The 18,871-nt window shown below is 46.4% G+C and carries 16 protein-coding genes; 1 reads left to right on the top strand and 15 read right to left on the bottom strand.

Features of this window, described 5'->3' with window-relative positions:
* Position 1 precedes the first annotated feature (1 nt).
* Together F6X55_RS10460 and F6X55_RS10455 are read right to left on the bottom strand one after the other, a co-directional pair.
* Positions 2–880, bottom strand: a complete 879-nt coding sequence (locus tag F6X55_RS10460; protein WP_026571034.1) for a carbohydrate ABC transporter permease — start codon at positions 878–880, stop codon at positions 2–4.
* A 327-nt stretch (positions 881–1,207) separates the two neighbouring features.
* Entirely contained in the window at positions 1,208–2,509 is a 1,302-nt protein-coding gene (locus F6X55_RS10455; RefSeq protein ID WP_026571035.1) for an extracellular solute-binding protein, read from the bottom strand.
* Positions 2,510–2,660: 151 nt separating this feature from the next.
* Between F6X55_RS10455 and F6X55_RS10450 the strand changes: the two genes are divergently transcribed.
* Complete coding sequence (locus F6X55_RS10450) at positions 2,661–3,845, top strand: ROK family transcriptional regulator (protein ID WP_153463351.1); 1,185 nt, start codon at positions 2,661–2,663, stop codon at positions 3,843–3,845.
* Positions 3,846–4,430: 585 nt separating this feature from the next.
* On the opposite strand, the gene F6X55_RS10445 is transcribed toward F6X55_RS10450, so the two are convergent.
* From F6X55_RS10445 to gnd, 13 genes are all read right to left on the bottom strand, one after another.
* Complete coding sequence (locus F6X55_RS10445) at positions 4,431–5,546, bottom strand: Gfo/Idh/MocA family protein (protein ID WP_026772226.1); 1,116 nt, start codon at positions 5,544–5,546, stop codon at positions 4,431–4,433.
* A gap of 23 nt (positions 5,547–5,569) precedes the next feature.
* Positions 5,570–6,220, bottom strand: coding sequence for a ThuA domain-containing protein (locus F6X55_RS10440; protein ID WP_153463103.1), 651 nt, complete (start codon positions 6,218–6,220; stop codon positions 5,570–5,572).
* Between the two features lie 86 nt (positions 6,221–6,306).
* Positions 6,307–7,887, bottom strand: coding sequence for a glycoside hydrolase family 43 protein (locus F6X55_RS10435; protein ID WP_153463349.1), 1,581 nt, complete (start codon positions 7,885–7,887; stop codon positions 6,307–6,309).
* 239 nt (positions 7,888–8,126) lie between these two features.
* Positions 8,127–8,975, bottom strand: a complete 849-nt coding sequence (locus tag F6X55_RS10430; protein ID WP_026571040.1) for an SDR family oxidoreductase — start codon at positions 8,973–8,975, stop codon at positions 8,127–8,129.
* On the bottom strand, positions 8,959–10,050 hold the full coding sequence (uxuA, locus tag F6X55_RS10425; RefSeq protein ID WP_153463101.1) for a mannonate dehydratase: 1,092 nt from the start codon (positions 10,048–10,050) through the stop codon (positions 8,959–8,961). Before uxuA ends, F6X55_RS10430 begins: the two co-directional genes overlap by 17 nt.
* A gap of 20 nt (positions 10,051–10,070) precedes the next feature.
* Entirely contained in the window at positions 10,071–11,471 is a 1,401-nt protein-coding gene (gene uxaC, locus F6X55_RS10420) for a glucuronate isomerase (protein WP_153463098.1), read from the bottom strand.
* 37 nt (positions 11,472–11,508) lie between these two features.
* A complete protein-coding gene (locus tag F6X55_RS10415; protein ID WP_026571043.1) occupies positions 11,509–12,597 on the bottom strand; it encodes a Gfo/Idh/MocA family protein in 1,089 nt (362 codons plus the stop codon).
* Between the two features lie 35 nt (positions 12,598–12,632).
* Positions 12,633–13,772 (bottom strand): Gfo/Idh/MocA family protein, encoded by a 1,140-nt coding sequence (locus F6X55_RS10410; protein ID WP_026571044.1) that lies wholly within the window; start codon positions 13,770–13,772, stop codon positions 12,633–12,635.
* Between the two features lie 191 nt (positions 13,773–13,963).
* Complete coding sequence (locus tag F6X55_RS10405; protein WP_026571045.1) at positions 13,964–14,641, bottom strand: GntR family transcriptional regulator; 678 nt, start codon at positions 14,639–14,641, stop codon at positions 13,964–13,966.
* Positions 14,642–15,114: 473 nt separating this feature from the next.
* On the bottom strand, positions 15,115–16,263 hold the full coding sequence (gene dgoD, locus F6X55_RS10400) for a galactonate dehydratase (RefSeq protein ID WP_026571046.1): 1,149 nt from the start codon (positions 16,261–16,263) through the stop codon (positions 15,115–15,117).
* 22 nt (positions 16,264–16,285) lie between these two features.
* Positions 16,286–17,278 carry a 2-dehydro-3-deoxygalactonokinase gene (locus F6X55_RS10395; RefSeq protein WP_161993071.1) on the bottom strand — a complete coding sequence of 331 codons (993 nt, stop codon included), beginning with the start codon at positions 17,276–17,278 and terminating at the stop codon, positions 16,286–16,288.
* Between the two features lie 23 nt (positions 17,279–17,301).
* Complete coding sequence (locus F6X55_RS10390) at positions 17,302–17,940, bottom strand: bifunctional 4-hydroxy-2-oxoglutarate aldolase/2-dehydro-3-deoxy-phosphogluconate aldolase (RefSeq protein WP_051382206.1); 639 nt, start codon at positions 17,938–17,940, stop codon at positions 17,302–17,304.
* Between the two features lie 24 nt (positions 17,941–17,964).
* Entirely contained in the window at positions 17,965–18,861 is an 897-nt protein-coding gene (gnd, locus tag F6X55_RS10385) for a phosphogluconate dehydrogenase (NAD(+)-dependent, decarboxylating) (protein ID WP_026571049.1), read from the bottom strand.
* Positions 18,862–18,871 lie beyond the last annotated feature (10 nt).

Genomic DNA, 18,871 nt, shown 5'->3' with positions numbered 1-18,871 from the left:
TCTAGTATTGTAATTCGTCATCGGAAGCAGTCAGCTTACGAATAATGACCGTGACAATAAGCGTGATGATCAGCAGCAGGAACCCAATTGCACTCCCGTAGCCGAAATCGTTGGTAGAGAACGCCAATTTATACATATAAGAGGCCATTACTTCACTTGCCCCATTCGGCCCTCCGCCTGTCATGACATAAATAAGATCAAAATATTTCAGCGAGCCGACGATTGCCAGTACGATGGTCACTTTGATGACCCCCATGATCAGCGGCAATTTGATTTTATAGGCTATTTGCAGCGGAGTGGCTCCATCGATTTTAGCTGCTTCAATTAACGATTCCGGGATGTTTTTTAATGCAGCATAGTAAATCAAAATGTAAAATCCTGCGTATTGCCAAAGAATCGGTATGAAAATGGCATAGAGAACAATCGATGGTTCTGCAAGCCATGCAGGAGGATGCTCCACTCCCAATCCCATCAAAATACTATTCAAAATTCCATTGTTCGGGTTATAGACTTTGATCCATAGTTGGGCAATCGCCACGGAAGACAACAGCATCGGTATCAAATAAATTTTCCGCAAAAGGTCCGCTCCTTTGATTTTAGAAGCAAGAATCAGCGAAATAGCCAAATAAATAACGAGACTAAGCGTAGAAAATACCGCCAACAGGAAAGAATGATAAGCACTCTCCCAAAATTTCGGATCTTGCAGCCCATTTATGTAATTTTCCAGTCCGATAAATTCCATGGTTCCGATCCCGTTCCAATCCATAAGTCCATAGTAACCTGTAAGGATCAACGGAATAAATATCAATATTGCAATCAACAAAAGCGCCGGCAATACATAAAGCGCGATCATCAACTTGTTGGACATCACTTTGTTCATAACATTCAACCCCTACTTTTTATTAGATAGAAAGGAAACATGTCACAGCAGTAAAATACGATCCTTCTCTTTTGTGCAATCATGCCACCCAGATAACGCGGGCAGCGAAATCGCGTGTCCATTCAAATGGTGATTTCCTAGCAAAAAAAAGCAGATTGAAATCGCTTACTTTTTGTCGATTTGTGAGGACTACTCTTCCTGTATTCCCTATTAGAATAGCAAACTATCACTCGTTTGTCTAGTGGATGAACAAAGTTTGTGGTCATGATTACACTTCTCTTTAAAGAAAAAGCCCCTCCATTGTTGGAGAGGCCATTTCTGTTTTACTTACTCCTCATTGGCAAGTGCTTCTTCATGCTTTTTGGCAAATTCTTCTGGTGACACTTCACCGCCAAACAGCGACTGAATCATATCGAGATGCACTTCCGCGACATCAGGACTCATTTGTACATCCGCAAATAGTGTGATATTCGATGCATTGTTCAATTCATCCAACACATCCAAATACATATCCGGCAGGTCTACTTCGTCAGGATTCACTTTCGTGGCCGGAATAACGCCGGCCTGTGTTACGGATTTTTCACCCCAGTTTTCTGTAAAATATTTCACGAATTCCATTGATTCTTCTTTCACATCCGAATCTTCGGCAACAAACAAACCAACACCAGGTCCTCCGACAAAACTGTTCATGTCGCCTTGTCCATCAACTGTCGGGAAATTGAAGAATCCGACTGAATCACGGAATTCCTGCGGCACATCTTCGTTGGTTGTATAATTCGGCAGATCCCATGTCGCAATCAAATACATGGCAGCCTGTTCGTTCATAAACATGCTCTTCGCTTCTTCATCTGCCAGCCCGTTAAAACCATTGATAAAGGTATCATTGTTTACCAGCTCTTGTACTTTCGCAGCGGCTTCGACCAAGGCGGGATCTTCAAAGCTTCCAGAACGATCGATTGCTTTGTTCAGAACCTCTGCACCGCCGATTCTGTCGGCAAGGTACATGTACCATAACGAACCTGTCCATCTATCTTTGTTGCCCAATGCTACCGGGGCAACGTCATTCTCTATCAAGGTGTCGACCACGTTTTGGAACTCTTCATATGTCTCAGGAGCCTCTAAACCGTATTCTTCAAAAATTGCTTTATTGTAGAAAACGGTTGCAATATTGAGCTCCAGCGGAAGACCGTAAGTACTTCCATCTACTTGGTAAGCTTCCGTCGTACCTGAAACGAATTCATCCTTCAACCCGTCATCAAGGACATCATCAAGCGGAGCAAACATCTCCCCTTCTACATATGGTTCTAAGTAACCTGCAGGCCAGGTCATCCCGACATCCGGCAGTTCCCCGGAAGAGGACAATACTTTGATTTTATCTTTATACTGTTCGTTGCTTAATACTTCCAAATCCACCGTCACATCTGGATGTTCTTCTTCATAGTCGGCAATGATTTCATTTACAATCTCGTAGTGATCCTTTGAACTGCCTTCCGGCCATAAATGCATGAATTCAATCGTCTTTTTATCAGAATCACCACTTGCTGAATCCCCAGACCCTGAACAACCAGCCATCAATAACACCGAAGCAAAAGCAGCAGACAACAATGAAATCGCTTTCTTTTTTACCATCGGTAAACCCCCTCTTTTCTGAATAATAACAACTTCTGTTATCAATATATCAAAACAAACCTTGTTTGTCTACTGAATAAACAAAGTTTATTTTTATTCCCTTAATGTGATAAACTGAAAAGAAAAGGAAGAATGAGATGATGACATGAAAATGACGATGAATCAGACGTGGAACCAGCATGTAGTAAAAAAAGGAAATAAATCGCTTGTCCTTGAAACTATCAAAGATCATTCGCCGGTTTCCCGGGCAGAAACTGCCAACCTTACCGGTCTGAATAAAGGCACCGTCTCCTCGTTGGTGAGTGAGTTGCTGGATGAACAACTAATATCAGAATCAGGACCAGGCGTTTCAAGCGGTGGCAGAAGACCTGTCATGCTGCTTTTCAACCAGCTTGCCGGTTATTCTATCGGCATCGACATCGGGGTCAATTATCTGCTGGGCGTGCTCACCGATTTACAAGGTAATATTTGCGATGAAAAACGGGAGTCGTACACGGACTTGACGTATGAGGAAATTAAAGTGAAATTGTTTGATATCATCGATTACTTAATCCAAGCCGCTCCCCCAAGCCCCTACGGGATTGTCGGCATAGGGGTCGGTGTCCCCGGAACGGTCAGCAATACCGGAGAAATCTTGCTGGCCCCTAACTTGGAGTGGAAAAACATTCACTTGCAGGCCGTACTGGAAAGGAAGTACCAAGTGCCGGTCGTCATAGAAAACGAAGCTAATGCCGGTGCTTACGGCGAGAAGAAATTCGGGGCTGGAAAAGATGTTGATGATATCATTTATGTCAGCGCAGGAATCGGTATCGGTGTCGGGTTGATCCTGAATGGTTCGCTTTATAAAGGCAACAATGGGTTCTCTGGAGAACTCGGGCACATGACAATCGAAGTAGATGGGAAAAAGTGCCGGTGCGGAAATAAAGGCTGCTGGGAGCTTTATGCCTCTGAACAGGCATTGTTAAGCAGTGCTTCCAAACTGCCCGATGCCCCTGGACAGCCATCTCTCGAGCACCTTTCCGACCTGGCCGATGAGGGGGATGAGCAGGTGATTCGCTTGTTCGAGCAAATCGGCGACTACTTAGGCGTCGGATTAAACAATATCATCAATATTTTCAATCCGCAGCAAGTGATCATCGGAAATCGGATGGCTTCTGCCAAAAAGTGGCTGCGTGATCCGTTGATCAACAGAATGGTCAACCAAACATTATGGTTTCAGCAAAAAGACTTACAGATTCAGTTCTCGGAATTATCGACACATTCTACGGCACTTGGAGTGGCAGCCTTTTCTGTCGAAAACTTTTTCAAGGTTGATTTGCAAAGTCAAAGTGTTTAAGGTTCGTAAAATTTGCAGTACAACGAGGTTTCAATCGTTGTACTGCTTTTTTGCGGGCAGGAAGTTATAAAATGAGGCTCTATACTGAATGTGCGGTGTCTCCTGTCGTGATGGGTATTCCTGCATTGTGCAAAAAAACACACTCTTTCCCTTCTTCTTTTAAACGGGGATGGATCTGTAGAAGCTTTTCCACCTTTTGTCGCCCTACTTCTGACAGTTTGGAAGCCGACTTCCACAACAGCTTCTTGATGGCGGCAAGCTGTTAAAAAGGCTTTATAGAGCGAAATAGCGTAGCAGAGGAAATAAGCGAGACTCCTGCGGAAAAACGGTCGGCCAAGACCCCACAGCGGGCTTTGCGAGGAGGCTCGGGCGTTCGTCCACAAAAAGCTAGTTTATTTCCTCTGCGGTCTGAGTAAAATAGCTTTTTTTGAATGAGCCTTTCAATAAAAAGAGGATGGAAGTAAAATCACACCACCACATTTGACAGAGAACCTAAAATGAATGCCTGGGGAGCAATATTTACAGGAACAGTCTCATCCAGATCCGGCGCCTGCCCTCAAGCAACATTTTCATTCTTCTTGGCTGCTAGATTGACATCTTTTTATCAAAGTTCTGCTGAGAAACTCCTGTTGGCAGCAAATCAGGCTGGCTGCAGCTGCTGGACATGATGACATGTTTTCCGCTTTGCGATGACTCGAGAAAACCATGCATGATCTCTAAAATGTGATAAGCCATTTCGCCGTCCGCCCGCGACTGCCTTCCAGCCAGAATCGAATAAGCCATTTCTGCAACGCCAATCCCCCTGCTGTTTTCCGCAAAGCCATGGCTCAATGGCACTTCTGTCCACTGTTTATCATCCTGTCTTCTGAGAAAGACGGGACCTCCAAATGTATTTGGATCCGGAACGATCATGCTGCCTTCCGTACCATAAATTTCGATATGCGGCAGCTGATGATGCCAAGTGTCGAAGCTGGTTATGATCGAAGCGATAGCTCCACTGGAAAAATCCACGACACCATTTATCTGTGTTGGAGTGGTTACCTGGATTTTTTCCCCGAATTTAGGCTCACTGGTTATGGTTCGCTCCGGGAATGTTATGCTGGCCGATCCGGTCACCCGGCTTACCGGACCCAACAAAAACGTCAAAGCTGTCAGATAGTAAGGCCCCATATCAAACATCGGTCCCCCGCCCTCCTGATAATAAAAAGCAGGATCCGGGTGCCAGCGCTCATGACCGGGAACCATCATGAACGCAACTGCAGATACAGGCTTGCCGATCCAACCATCATCCAGTAACTTCCGGGAAGTCTGCAGTCCGCCGCCCAAAAAAGTATCGGGGGCATTGCCGACATGCAATCCTTTGTTGCTGGCTGTTTCCAGAACGGCCCGTCCCTCTTCTTTGCTGACAGCAAGCGGTTTTTCTCCGTATACATGCTTGCCTGCCTGCAGTGCCTTTTGCGCCACCTCGGCATGGACAGCCGGAATAGTCAAGTTGATCACGATGTCTATAGCAGGATCTGCTAAGAGTTCTTCCGGTGTATAGGCATGAGGAATTTGATATTTCTCCGCTTTTGCCCTCGCCCGTTCGATATCCAAATCTGCGCATGCAATGACTTCGACCACCTCGAATTTTTTCAAATTTTCAAAGTAAATACTGCTGATATTGCCGCAACCGATAATACCTGCCAGCATTTTTCCCATTCCGAACCCTTCCCTTCCTTGTATCATCGTGCAGCCCAGTTAAACCCATTCCTCATCATTGCCGTTACTTCCGGCATCCTGACAATATCCGCAGCATGGCCGAGAGAACAATAGAACACCTTCCCGCTTCCCCACTTTTTTGTCCAGACAACTGGCATGTCTACTTTTCCATTCCCTGCATGCGGTCCGTCTGCCACCGGAAAAGTAGTGACGGCATGAACATTCACTACTGGATCGACATGCATATAATATTGTTCGGAAACGACGGTGAAATCCTTCATTCCATGGGTTAGTGGATGGCCTGGATCGTTGATGCGAACAATGTATTCTACGCCGTCGTTCCCAGGATGGGCCACCCACTGCCCGCCGACCATGAATTGGTAATCGGTCGCCCTGCGGAAAGAGTCACCCAATCCGCCATGCAGTCCTGCCAGTCCTGTTCCGGATGCCACCGCTTCCAGTAGAGGCATGAGCTGCTCATCGTCAATTTCCCCCTGCGTCCAATTCGGCACGATCAAGTCATAGCCGCTTAAATCATCTCGTTCCAGCGTTTGCAACGAACCGGTGATTTTCGTTTCGAACTTTTCTTCTTGTAGAATGTCTGCCAAAATTCCAGCGACCTCGGCCGGCTCATGCCCTTCCCATCCGCCTTGAAATATCAATGCTTTTTTCATTTCTCATTTCCTTCCTTCCTATAGGACATACATAAGGAACAATCACAAATTAGATGCCGGTGTCCGTGGTGTGTTTGAGTACATGCTTAGATGTCCTGTTCAGTATAATAAAAGTGATGAAAATCGGCAGAACGATTCCCTCCACTTAAATCCTGACAGCACATGCCTACAAACGTCCCCGTAAAGCGAAGTGAATTCAGCTCAGTAGCATCATCAGAAAGATGACTGATATCCACTACATCACCGATTTTATTCCATGTATTCTGGTCTAGAGAGTAAGCGAATTGCAGGTCTTTCCTGTCTATCTCGACTCGCAGGTAATAAAGTGCTTGGTCTGGGAGCGGAATATCTTTTGGCAGCGGTTCATCATATATACCGTATTTGTTATGAAGGATTCCGAGACATTTGCCCAGTTGTTCATCACGGCTGATTCTTAGATAAACATAGTCATCCGTGTCATAGTACACAATCAAACCTGCCATTTGTTGAAAAGTTTCCGGCCGGAAATCGACAGCGGTTTCTACGATGGCATGAAAACTTTCCAGCCTGCGGGCTATCAAGCTCTGACGATGCAAGGAGTTTAATGATTCGCCCCCTTTCAACCGCAGATATCCCTCTCTTTCAGTTAACGAAATCCAATTCTCGGAAAAAGGCTGTCTTAAAGCGTTCCAATAACGCTTCAACTCCTTTTCCCGAAAGTCATCATGTTTGCTTTCTACTTCGACCGGCGCCTTTTTCAAGGCAGGTCCTTGCACTTGCCATTGCGGGTTGGGCCCACTCTCCACGCGAAGCCAGCCATCCTTTGTCCAGTAGCATTTTTGCAAACCTGTTTCCCTTCCGAGAATGCACTTGTGATCTCCAACCGGGCGTGCGCAAAGATGGGCTAGGTACCACTCACCGTTTTGTGTTTCCACTAAACTCCCGTGACCCGCTTTTTGAAGTTCATCGCTCTTGCTTTTATCCGAAGTGAGAATTGGATTGTCCGGGTCCGGAAGATACGGCCCGGTGATAGATGCCGCCCTTGCCATGGTGACAGCATGGTCATAGCTGGTTCCTCCCTCAGCCATCATTAAGTGATAGTAACCATCCTTTTTGTATAGGTGAGGTGCTTCCGTTGCTCCCAGTTCCGTTCCGGAGAAAATATTCCGAACGGGGCCGACCAGCTTGTTTTCCTTTGTGGAAAATTGCTGCAGGGCAATGCCGGCAAAAGAATTCTTCCCTTTGCGATGATCCCAAATCATGTTGAGCATCCACTTTTTCCCGTCCTCATCATGAAACATCGAAGGATCGAAGCCACTGCTGTTCAAAAATATTGGATCCGACCACGGACCAGTAATTTTTTCTGCTGTGACCAAATAATTATGTGTGTCTTTGAAGGCGCCTTTGCGGCTTTTCACATCGGTAAACAGTAAATAAAAGACGCCATCCGAGTAACTTAAGCAAGGCGCCCATACTCCACCCGAATTAGCATTGCCTGTCAATTGAATCTGGGAGCTTCTAGTAAGTGGATGAGTCAACAGCTCCCAATGAAGTAAATCCCTCGAATGATAAATTTGCACCCCAGGAAACCATTCAAATGTCGAAACTGCTATGTAATAATCATTGCCTACGCGCAGAATCGACGGATCTGGATGAAAACCAGGAAGAATCGGATTGGTTATCTGCATGCCTTTCCCCCGCTTTCTTCTTTTTGTTAGCGTTTTCAAAAATATTCACCTTTGTTTAACGTATGAACTAACTAAAGACATCTTATCAATCCTGTCGCGATAGTGGCAACTATTTTATCCGTTCCGCATTTGTTACCCTGTCAAATAAACAGCAGGGGTTTAAAATGAAATTACAGGCCGATTGTCCGATAAAACGAAGAAACTGCCGGAGTCAATTCTCCGGCAGAGCTTTTACCGTCTTATACACCCGAATAAGCCATAAATCCTCCATCAACCGGGATAGTGGTGCCTGTTACAAACCCGGATAGATTTTCATCCACCAACCATAACAAAGTGCCGAGCAGGTCTTCTGGTTCTCCAAAACGCTTCATGGGGGTTTGCGACAATATTTTATTTGATCGTTCCGTCAGTGATCCATCACTGTTCGTCAATAAGTTTTTGTTTTGCTCTGTCAAGAAAAAGCCCGGGGCGATGGCGTTCACTCGGATGCCGACATCGGCCATGTGGACAGAAAGCCACTGGGTAAAGTTGTCGATGCCGGCTTTGGCTGCACTGTATGCCGGCACCTTCGTCATCGGAGAAGGCGCACTCATGGAAGACATATTGATGATGACTGCGCCTTTTCTTTCGGCCATTTGTTTTGAAAAAATCTGAGTGGGAATCACCGTTCCGATCAAGTTCAAATTGAAAACGTACTGAAAGCCTTCGATGGTTAAATCAAAAAAGGTCAGCAAATCATTGCTTTCTAAATCCTCCACTCGAAAGTTTTCCTTCGTGGTTGTTCCCTCCGGATGATTTCCGCCCGCTCCGTTTATCAGAATATCACAAACGCCGAATTTTTCACGGATGAATTCCTCGGCACGTTCCACGCTTTGTCTGTCCAAGACATCACAGGAGACAGCCATTGCCTGCCCTCCTGTTTCCTTAATCTCCTGTTCTACTTTTTTTCCATTTTCTATTTGCCTGTTGAGGATGGCGACTTTCACTCCCTGCCTGCCAAGTTCCCGTGCCATGGCACTGCATAATACGCCGCTTCCTCCGGTGATCACAGCTACCTTTCCTTTTAAATTATCATTTACCGGCAGCATATAGATTGTCCTCCTCTCTAGTCCGTAGCAACGAATCCCAAATGCCCCATAAATACATAATCCCGAGTGCACGATCATAAAGGCCATAGCCTGGCCTGCAAGCTTCATCCCAAATATGTCGTCCGTGATCGGGACGGACATAACCCGAATATCCTGTCTCCTTGTATGCTTTCACGATATCGTAAATATCGACAGAACCATCGGAAGTACGGTGGGAGGTTTCGATAAAGCTGCCATTGTCCATTGTCTTGACGTTGCGGATGTGGGCAAAATGGATACGACCGGCGAATTCCCGGACCATGTCCGCAACATTGTTATCCGGATTGGCACCGAGAGAACCGCTGCACAACGTGATCCCGTTGGCTGGACTGTCCACCAGATCCAGCAGCCGTCGGATATTTTCCTTACTGGTGATGATTCTCGGCAGTCCGAATACTGACCATGGTGGATCATCCGGATGGATCGCCAGCTTGATATCGTGTTGCTCTGCCGCTGGTATTACTTTTTCGAGAAAATAGCGCAGATTGTTCCACAAGTCTGTTTCCGTCATCCCACGATACTGGTCAAAAAGCTTCGTTAAATACTGAAGCCTTTCCGGTTCCCACCCCGGCATCGTATAGGCGGCATTATCGGAAATTGTCTCGACTAGCTCCAATGGATCCAAGTTCCGGATTTTCTCGTTTTCAAAATACAGTGCCGTCGAACCGTCTTCATGCTGCCGGAACAATTCGGTCCGTGTCCAATCAAAAACCGGCATGAAGTTATAGCAAATCACCTTTACTCCGGCTGCAGCCAAATTTTTGATTGTTTGAATATAGTGATCAATATACTTATCTCTTGATGGCAATCCCAATTTTATATCTTCATGGACATTGACACTTTCTACTACATCTATATGAAACCCATGATCCTCTGCCTGTTTTTTCACTTCTTGAATGCGATCCGTAGGCCACACCTCACCTACCGGCAGATCATGCAATGCCCATACAATCCCCTCAACTCCCGGTATCTGTTTGATATGTTTCAACGACACACTGTCGTTTCCTTCGCCAAACCAGCGGAATACCATTTTCATGTCTAACACGCCCTTATCTATCAATCTATGTCTAAATAATGACAAACATTGTGGTATGAAATATCCTGTACCACCTTGCCCAGCCAGTCGATATCAGCCGGCATTTCACCGTTTTCCACCCATTCCCCGATCAAATTTGCCAATATCCGCCTGAAATATTCATGTCTCGTATAGGAAAGCAGACTCCGGGAATCCGTCAACATTCCGATAAATCGGGAGAAAACCCCGACATTGGCTAGCGTCTTCATTTGATTTTCCATTCCCTCGATATGATCATTGAACCACCAGGCAGTCCCGAATTGAATTTTCCCTGGTATATCCCCCTGAAAGTTTCCGGCCATCGATGCAATCATATAATTGTCACGCGGATTCAAATTATATAGTATGGTTTTCGGCAGACTCCCTGTTTTATCGAGTTCATTCAGAAAGTTAGATAAATCGGAGGCATACGTAAAATCAGCAATCGAATCAAATCCCGTATTCTGTCCGATTTCAGCTTCCATCCTTTTGTTATTGTTGCGCAGTCCGCCTATATGAAGCTGCATCGCCCATCCTTTTTCAGCGTAGTATTTCCCCAAGTGTACCAGCACCGCTGTTCGGAATTGAGCGGCTTCTTGTGTGCTGATCCGCTCGTTATTGACGGCTCTTTTAAAAATATAACTACACCTTTCCTTGGTTGCAGTCAAAAAGAAAGGAGAATCCAACCCATGGTCTGACAGCCGGCAGCCGGATTCGTGAAAGTAATCGATTCTTTTTTCCAGGGCATGCAAAAAGTCCTGGTAACTGGTGATGTCACCGCCCGATGCTTTCTCCAACCGCTCCAGCCATTCCCTGAATCCTGCCCCTTCAATATGCAGCGCAGCATCCGGCCGGAATGTCGGCAAAACCTTAAAGTCTATGGAAGGGTCCTGTTCAATTTGTTTGTGATATTCCAGTGAATCCACCGGATCATCGGTCGTACACAGTCCCTTCACATTAAAAGAACGGACAATTTCCCTTGCGCTAAACGATGGAGACTGTATTTTCTGATTGCATGCTTCCCATATCTTGTCAGCAGTTGCCGGGGAAAGCGTGTCGGTTACTCCGAAGCACCGCCTCAATTCCAGATGTGTCCAATGATACAGTGGATTACCGATTAAATGCGGAATTGTTTCTGCCCATTTATCGAATTTTTCCCGTTCCCCTGCTGATCCGGTTACATATTTTTCCGGCACACCATTAGCCCTTAGTACCCGCCACTTATAATGATCCCCTTCCAGCCATAATTCCGTCAGCGAAGAAAAACGTTTATCCACGGCGATTTCCTCTGCTGTCAAATGACAATGGTAATCAAAAATCGGCATCGCTTTTGCATAGTCGTGATAAAGCTGTTTTGCTGTTTCGGTTTCCAACAAGAAGTCCTCATCCATAAATGCTTTCACTTTATCCCTCTTTTCATTTCGTTGGTTATGTACCGGTTTATTTTGCTCCACCTCGATGGATGTGCACTGCCTGTTGTTGTGCTTCGATACACAGCTCGGCAGCCCGGAATGCATGCTCCTGGGTCATGGAATTTTCCGTCCCGTTCAGACAATCGAGGATGAACGACCCGAAAAATGGAAAACCCACTTTTCCGTTCAATTCGAAATGTTTCTCTTCTTCCTGATTGACTAAATACAAATGATCCGAGGCAGCGTCCCTAGCGACGTCGATGTATTTCCGAATTTCGATGTACCCCTCTGTCCCGAGAATAAATACCCGGCCGTCTCCCCAGGTGCCAAGTCCATCCGGCGTCAGCCAGTCAACCCGGAAATAAAAGGTTGCTCCATTGTCGGCAACCAACGTTGCATCGCCAAAGTCCTGGAATTCGGGATGATTCGGGAAAGAATAGTTGGCCACTTTACTATGAAGCACTTCCGCATCTTCCGCACCTGCAAAATGGAGGAACTGTTCAATTTGGTGACTGCCGATGTCACACAAAATACCGCCATACCGTTCAGGATCGAAGAACCACTCCGGTCTGTTGGCTGGATTGGCGCGGTGCGGACCGGTACCGATCACCTGCACCACTCTGCCGATTGCTCCTTCTTCGATCAGCCGTCCGGCATATACCGCGCTCTCCACATGAAGACGTTCGCTATAATAAATGCCCCACTTCAACCCGGTATCAATCGTTTTTCGACGGGCTGCTTTTACCTGTTCCAAGGAAGTGAAAGCAGGCTTATCGATGAAAAAATGCTTGCCGTGACCCAACACTTCCAGACCCCAAGCACCACGGTCTGCCGGAATATTGGCACTTGCCACCAGGTGAATTTCCGGATTATCCAGCACGGCTTGTTTAGATGGAGCAGCCTCTGCCCCTGGAAACTTTTGTTGAAATGCAGTCACTTTATCGTAATCCGGATCATAGACAGCAACCAACTCTGCACCTGATTCGATTAAACCGTTGCACATACCGTAGATATGACCATGATCCAGTCCGACTGCAGCGAACTTGAATTCTCCTTTACCCACTACTTGTTCGGCCGCCCCTGTAGGAGCATAATTCATCCCGTCCTGCTTATTCATTTACCCCTCTCCTCCTTTTTTTCCGTTTCTGGTTGTCATGTTGTAATGGTATTATCATCAAACCCTTGTACAGATGTCGTTTTCTCGTAAAAACGAGGAACATGCTGCATGACACCGTCTCTTGTATAAAAGGGATCATCTTTTGCCAAAGGGAGGCTGACTGTTTTTTGTAAAGTTGCAGAATGATAGATTGCCATAATCAATTCAAGCGTCTGCCGTCCCTGTTTGCCATCGACCAATACTTGTCTTCCCTCTTCGATACAGGAGAGCACGTCTTGAATTTGTCCAGTATGCCCCTCGAATTCTAAATCGGGGAGTTGGTTGTATACCGATTCAATTTTTTCTTCAAGCTCCGCATCTTGAAGGGGAAAACCATTTTCTTTTGACCGGGAGGCGACCACCTTCCAGGGATAGGAAACACGAGCGTTTTTTCCTTGGAAAATCAATTGCTGTTCCTCCCCATGATGGACAACCGAACTGGTGATCTGAGCCAGGTTGCCGTTTTGGTAACGACCGATAGCTATTGATAAATCTTCCACTTCTGCATTGTCATGAGCCGTATTGCTGGTGACAGCTGTGATCTCGGAAGGAACTCCATTCATCCACTGGAAGATATCGATATGGTGGACTGCATGATTCAATGTGCATCCACCGCCTTCTTTTTCCCATGTCCCTCTCCACCATAAGTCATAGTAGCTGTGTCCCCTCCACCAAAAGGAATCGACCTGGGTATGTAGCACCGGTCCAATCAAGTTCTTATCCAGGATCGCTTTCAACTTCATCAAGTCCGTGCGGAAACGGTTTTGAGCAACGACAGACAGGATCTTGCCGCTGGCTTCTGCCGCCTTGATCATCTCGTCGCATTCTTTCAAGGAGGAAGCCATCGGTTTCTCCACTAAAACGTGCTTTCCCTGACGTAAAAAATCGATCGATATGGGAGCGTGTGTGTAGGGAGGCGTACAGACGGAAACCAAGTCAAGTTCCGGCAGTTTGGCAAGTTCCTGATAATCAGAATAAACATCGGCAGATATGCCAAATGACTTTACTGTGTTTCGGGCTTTTTCAATATCCGGATCACAAACCGCTGTGATTTTACACCTTTCCGGAAACTGCAGGTACCCTTTGATATGAGAAGGCGCAATCGCACCCGTCCCGATGATCGCAACATGAATCATAGTCAAACCCCTTCCTTTTACATTTTATTCAACAACAACCATGATATTAATATGGCAGTTCAAAACAGCTCTTCCATCAGTGGATGCGAGTGCGGATTTATAGTTCGCTTAAATCGAGAGTGATGATACCGCTTTCAAATTATATAAAAGAATAGCTATCCTCTATTCTTCTTTTTCAGGGATAACCAACCTTATTTAAAATAGCTTGGATAGCGTTCTTTCAGCTCTTCTTTTTCAAAATCGACTAGATGCAGATGTGTTTTCATAGCTTCCTCGGCCAAATCTGCCTCTTTCTTGGAAATGTATCCGAAAATATCTTTATGTTGGGAAACAAGTACATCCCAATCCGGATTGGACGCCAGTCTCAGCATCCGCAGACGATCAAAATGGGTGTTCATTTTTCTTATCATTTCCCACGTCCGTTTTTTGCCGCTCCCTTCAAACAACAAACGATGAAACGCATCGTCCAGCTCGAAAAGTCGGTGGTGTGTCCCTTTTTCCAGACATAGGTCCTGCATCGTCAAATTCGTTTCTAACTGAAATAATTGATCTTCCTCAAAATTCTTGCAGGCCTCTTTCACGATGGCTCTTTCAATGTTCTCTCTGACAAAACGACCTTCTTCCACCAGGCTTAAATCGATTTGCGAGACACGTGTGCCGCTTTGCGGGTAGACACCGAGCAATTCCTCCTGCGCAAGATTCATAAATGCTTCTCTGACAGGCGTACGGCTGACTTCCAGCTTTTCAGCCACTTCCTTTTCCGAAATCTTTGTTCCCGGCTCTAATTCCCAATTGATAATTTGCTGCTTTACTGTTTCATAGACAAAATCTCTCGTTGATCCGTTGATACGTTTGATAGTAGAAATCATCCTCACCTCCATCGGTAAGAAACCGAAGATTATAATACTAGTATGGTAGTTAGATTAATTATATAGAGAAACAACGTATTTTTCAACTTTCTGGAGAATATTTTTATCTCTTTCCTCATGTGGTCTATACGGATCCGTAAATGTGGGCTCATTTCCAACTTCAAGCAATGGATGAAATGCATTTGAAGGGCGTTTCTCCCGCTCCTGCGCCTGCCGGAAATAAAATGCGAGATATGGAAATCCACTTGTCAACCTTTTCTTTGGCAAGCTAGCGGAAACCGCGTCAGGAAAAAGCGAAGTACCTGGCCAAAGGGTATGTTTGCACTATTTATAGGAGCAGGATCGAACGGTTTTTTCGCCAAGGTTTTCCGCAAGAAAAGAAAAACCGAACGCGTTCAAATCCTTGAGATTTTGAATCATCGTTCGGCTTTGTCTTCTATTCTTTTCGCCCGATTACCGGAAATTATACAGACTTACCACTCGGCAAGGCTTCCGTCCCGATGCCGCCAAACAGGATTACGCCAATTGTGGCCTTCTTTAGCACGTTGACGGACATAGTCTTCATCTACTTCGATGCCAAGACCGGGACCGTCCGGAATGGCGACATAACCATCCTTATAGGCAAACACACTGCGATCCTTGATATAATCCAGGATGTCATTTTCTTTATTGTAATGAATCCCAAGACTTTGTTCTTGAATGAAAGCATTATGTGAACTGGCGTCTACCTGCAGACACGCTGCCAGCGCTATCGGTCCCAGCGGACAATGCGGCGCCAGGGCGACATCGTATGCTTCCGCCATCGATGCAATCTTTTTGCATTCCGTTATGCCTCCAGCGTGTGATAAATCCGGCTGAATGATATCGACATAACCGTCGGCCAGAAGATTCTTAAAGTCCCAACGGGAAAACATCCGCTCACCTGTGGCAATCGGAATATGGGTAGTGCGGGCAATCTCCTTGAAAGCTTCCTCATTTTCTGACAGTACGGGTTCTTCGATGAACATCGGCCGGTAAGCTTCCAATTCTTTTGCCAGGATTTTCGCCATCGGTTTATGGACCCTGCCGTGAAAATCGATGCCGATTCCGACTCCTTTTCCGACTGCATCCCTTACGGCGGCAACTCGTTCGACCGCCTGATCGATTTTTTCATAAGAATCGATATACTGCAATTCTTCGGTTCCGTTCATTTTTACTGCAGTGAATCCTGTATCGACTGCCTGTTTGGCAGCTGTGCCGACATCGGAGGGCCGATCGCCGCCGATCCAGGAATATACTTTGATGGTATCCCGACAACGGCCGCCCATCAGCTGATGCACCGGGGCGTTATAATATTTCCCTTTCATATCCCACAACGCCTGGTCGATACCTGCGATGGCGCTCATCAGTATGGGACCGCCTCGGTAAAAACCTGCACGATACATGACGTTCCAATGATCCTCGATTTGCAGAGGATCTTTACCGATCAAGTATTCCATCAATTCCTCTACGGCCGCTTTCACAGAGTGCGCTCTTCCTTCGATGACAGGCTCTCCCCATCCGACGACTCCTTCATCCGTGCTTATTTTCAAAAACAGCCAGCGTGGCGGTACTTGGAACAGTTCATATTCGGTTATTTTCATCACGATTCCTCCTCTACTAATTTTATTCCGGAAATTTTACAGAAGCGACTTCCCAGGCACCCAGGACAGAAGAACGGTCGACCTGTTCATCGGTTGCTTCCATCACATGCCAGTCGGTAAAATGTGTGTTCAACAGCTGAGAGAAAGCCTTTCGCAGCGGGTCGGATCCTCCGACAATGACCCAGTCAAGCTGTGATTTTTCAAGAACGATTGTTTGGAGAGACTTCATATCTTCATACAGAACAGCCCCCACAAGATAGTTCGCTCGTTGATTGATTGTCCATTCGGAAAACAAGTCCAACAGCCTTACCTGATAAAGACTGCGGGTTAAACCGTATGTAGAAGCTGCCTGAAACCCTTTTTCCAACGCTTCGGCATCGACTGTCTTTATTAACTGACTGTCAAGAGAGCCGGCCAGGATGGTATGCTCGCTGATTGCCTGCAGCATCTCCCCTCCCAGCGTGGACATGCAGGAACGAATCGTTTGCTCTTCCTCCACAAATACGTACTTTGTATGGGAGCCGGGCAAAATCATCAGCCCCTTTCCTTCCGGGAGAATTTGCTGCAACAACCCGTAGGTTTCCACTTCTTCCCCTCGCATGACGTCATAGTCATTGATATCCGCTAATCCATCGATCCTGTTTTTCATACCTGGAATATAGACAGTTGGGATCGATAAAAAACACTTTTCCTGCTTAATCTCTGCATTGGAAGCAACCTCGGACAATGTGGCGGGTGCTTCCACATGGGGGACTTCATGCAAACCAAGTCCAGAGGTGATCATGCCGGACGCTGCAATGAAGCGGATATCTGCTGCTTGGAGCTGATTGTTTTCGAGCAACTGCTTGATTCCATCAGCCAATTTTTCCTTCAGTATCTGATTTGTCCCTGCAACAGCTGCGTTTTTCACACCGATTGCAAGTTTATACGTATCCATTATCTTTCCGTTTCTACTGTCAAGGAGCCGGATCCGGGAGTTTGTTGTGCCTGTATCGATAAAAATACGATGATGCAATGTCTCCTCCCCGCTTTCTATTTCTATGACTGATTCGATTTGTCTCTGGCTTGTACCAATTTTTTAGCTTCCGTTTCAATTTCTTCAAACCGTTTTTCCCTGACGAGCTGCGGGTTGACCAGGGAACCGCCGATTCCGACGGCATCCCAGCCAGCTTTGAAAAATTCCCCGGCATTTTCTGCTGAAACGCCCCCGACCGCCATCAATTCAGTCTGTGGCAATGGACCTTTTATGTCTTTGGCGAAAGCCGGTCCGAGTGAACGGACGGGAAAAACCTTGACCATCCTGGCACCAGCCTCGTGAGCAGTAAGCGCCTCCGTGGGCGTCATCACTCCAGGTATGACCGGCACCCCGTAACGGTTGCCCGTCTTGATTGTCTCTGTATTCAAGGTAGGGGCAAGCAAAAACTTGGCGCCGGCACGGATTGCCGCATTTGCCGAGGCAGCATCCAGGACAGTTCCCGCACCTGCTAGTATCGCTTCCGGCATATGGTTTATCGTACGTATTGCTTCCAGTGCCCCTGGAGTGTTCATGGTGACCTCGATGATTTTGATGCCGGCCCGATAAAGACTTCGTGCTACTGCTTCCACTTGATCTGCTTGTTCTAACCTGATAATCGAGACGATTTTTTCTTGTTTCACCAAATCTATAGCATTATTCATCTGCATTCCTCCTTCACACCGTTACTACTTTTTTTCGACCGCATGGCCGCCGAATTCGTGCCTCAGTGCCGAAACAACTTTTCCAGTGAATGTATCCGTTTCCTGTGAACGGTAACGCATCATCAAGGAAAGGGCGATGACCGGTGCTGCCGTTTCGAAATCCAAAGCCGATTCTACTGTCCATTTGCCCTCTCCGGAAGAATTCATGACACCGCGGATATCATCAAGTCTTGCATCCTTGGAGAAGGCGCCTTCCATCAATTCCATCAACCAGCTTCTGATGACGGAACCATTGTTCCACACCTTTGCAACTGCCTGGTAGTCATAATCAAAAGGACTTTTTTCCAGGATTTCAAATCCTTCTCCGATGGCAGCCATCATGCCATACTCAATTCCATTATGGACCATTTTCAAAAAGTGGCCGCTGCCGCCTTTTCCGGCGTAGTGATAACCATTCTCTACAGCAAGTTCGCTGAATAATGGCTCTATCCGCTCAAATTGCTGCTGATCACCGCCTACCATGAAACAGGCTCCATTGCGAGCTCCCGATACGCCCCCGCTCGTACCGCAATCGAAAAAGTGGACCCCCTGTTTCTTAAAGCTCTCATATTGGGCAAGTGTATCTTTGTAATGGGAGTTTCCCGCATCGATCACGATATCGTCACGGGACAACAAAGGTTTCAATTCATTCAGGACACTTTCCGTGATTTCGCCGGCAGGCACCATCACCCAGATAGTTCTCGGAGCCTCCAGAGTGTCGATTAATCCGGATAACGAATCAGCTCCTTTTCCACCCTCCTGCCGGAACTTGTCCACTTGCTCTTCAGCCACATCATAAGCTGTTACTTCGTGCCCTTTCTCTAGCATGTGTGAACCAATTTCATATCCCATTTTTCCAAGACCGATTAGTCCTATTTTCATGATGTTTCCT

Source organism: Sediminibacillus terrae (assembly GCF_009602435.1).
Lineage (GTDB): Bacteria > Bacillota > Bacilli > Bacillales > Amphibacillaceae > Sediminibacillus > Sediminibacillus terrae.
Note: the sequence above shows the minus strand (reverse complement) of the source record. Positions and strands in the feature narration are given on the sequence as shown.

What these genes read in the sequence shown, in the direction of transcription:
- F6X55_RS10460 (WP_026571034.1), bottom strand. Translation starts at nt 880, where the DNA reads ATGAACAAAGTGATGTCCAACAAGTTGATGATCGCGCTTTATGTATTG.
- F6X55_RS10455 (WP_026571035.1), bottom strand. Translation starts at nt 2,509, where the DNA reads ATGGTAAAAAAGAAAGCGATTTCATTGTTGTCTGCTGCTTTTGCTTCG.
- F6X55_RS10450 (WP_153463351.1), top strand. Translation starts at nt 2,661, where the DNA reads ATGACGATGAATCAGACGTGGAACCAGCATGTAGTAAAAAAAGGAAAT.
- F6X55_RS10445 (WP_026772226.1), bottom strand. Translation starts at nt 5,546, where the DNA reads ATGGGAAAAATGCTGGCAGGTATTATCGGTTGCGGCAATATCAGCAGT.
- F6X55_RS10440 (WP_153463103.1), bottom strand. Translation starts at nt 6,220, where the DNA reads ATGAAAAAAGCATTGATATTTCAAGGCGGATGGGAAGGGCATGAGCCG.
- F6X55_RS10435 (WP_153463349.1), bottom strand. Translation starts at nt 7,887, where the DNA reads ATGCAGATAACCAATCCGATTCTTCCTGGTTTTCATCCAGATCCGTCG.
- F6X55_RS10430 (WP_026571040.1), bottom strand. Translation starts at nt 8,975, where the DNA reads ATGCTGCCGGTAAATGATAATTTAAAAGGAAAGGTAGCTGTGATCACC.
- uxuA (WP_153463101.1), bottom strand. Translation starts at nt 10,050, where the DNA reads ATGAAAATGGTATTCCGCTGGTTTGGCGAAGGAAACGACAGTGTGTCG.
- F6X55_RS10415 (WP_026571043.1), bottom strand. Translation starts at nt 12,597, where the DNA reads ATGAATAAGCAGGACGGGATGAATTATGCTCCTACAGGGGCGGCCGAA.
- F6X55_RS10410 (WP_026571044.1), bottom strand. Translation starts at nt 13,772, where the DNA reads ATGATTCATGTTGCGATCATCGGGACGGGTGCGATTGCGCCTTCTCAT.
- F6X55_RS10405 (WP_026571045.1), bottom strand. Translation starts at nt 14,641, where the DNA reads ATGATTTCTACTATCAAACGTATCAACGGATCAACGAGAGATTTTGTC.
- dgoD (WP_026571046.1), bottom strand. Translation starts at nt 16,263, where the DNA reads ATGAAAATAACCGAATATGAACTGTTCCAAGTACCGCCACGCTGGCTG.
- F6X55_RS10390 (WP_051382206.1), bottom strand. Translation starts at nt 17,940, where the DNA reads ATGAATAATGCTATAGATTTGGTGAAACAAGAAAAAATCGTCTCGATT.
- gnd (WP_026571049.1), bottom strand. Translation starts at nt 18,861, where the DNA reads ATGAAAATAGGACTAATCGGTCTTGGAAAAATGGGATATGAAATTGGT.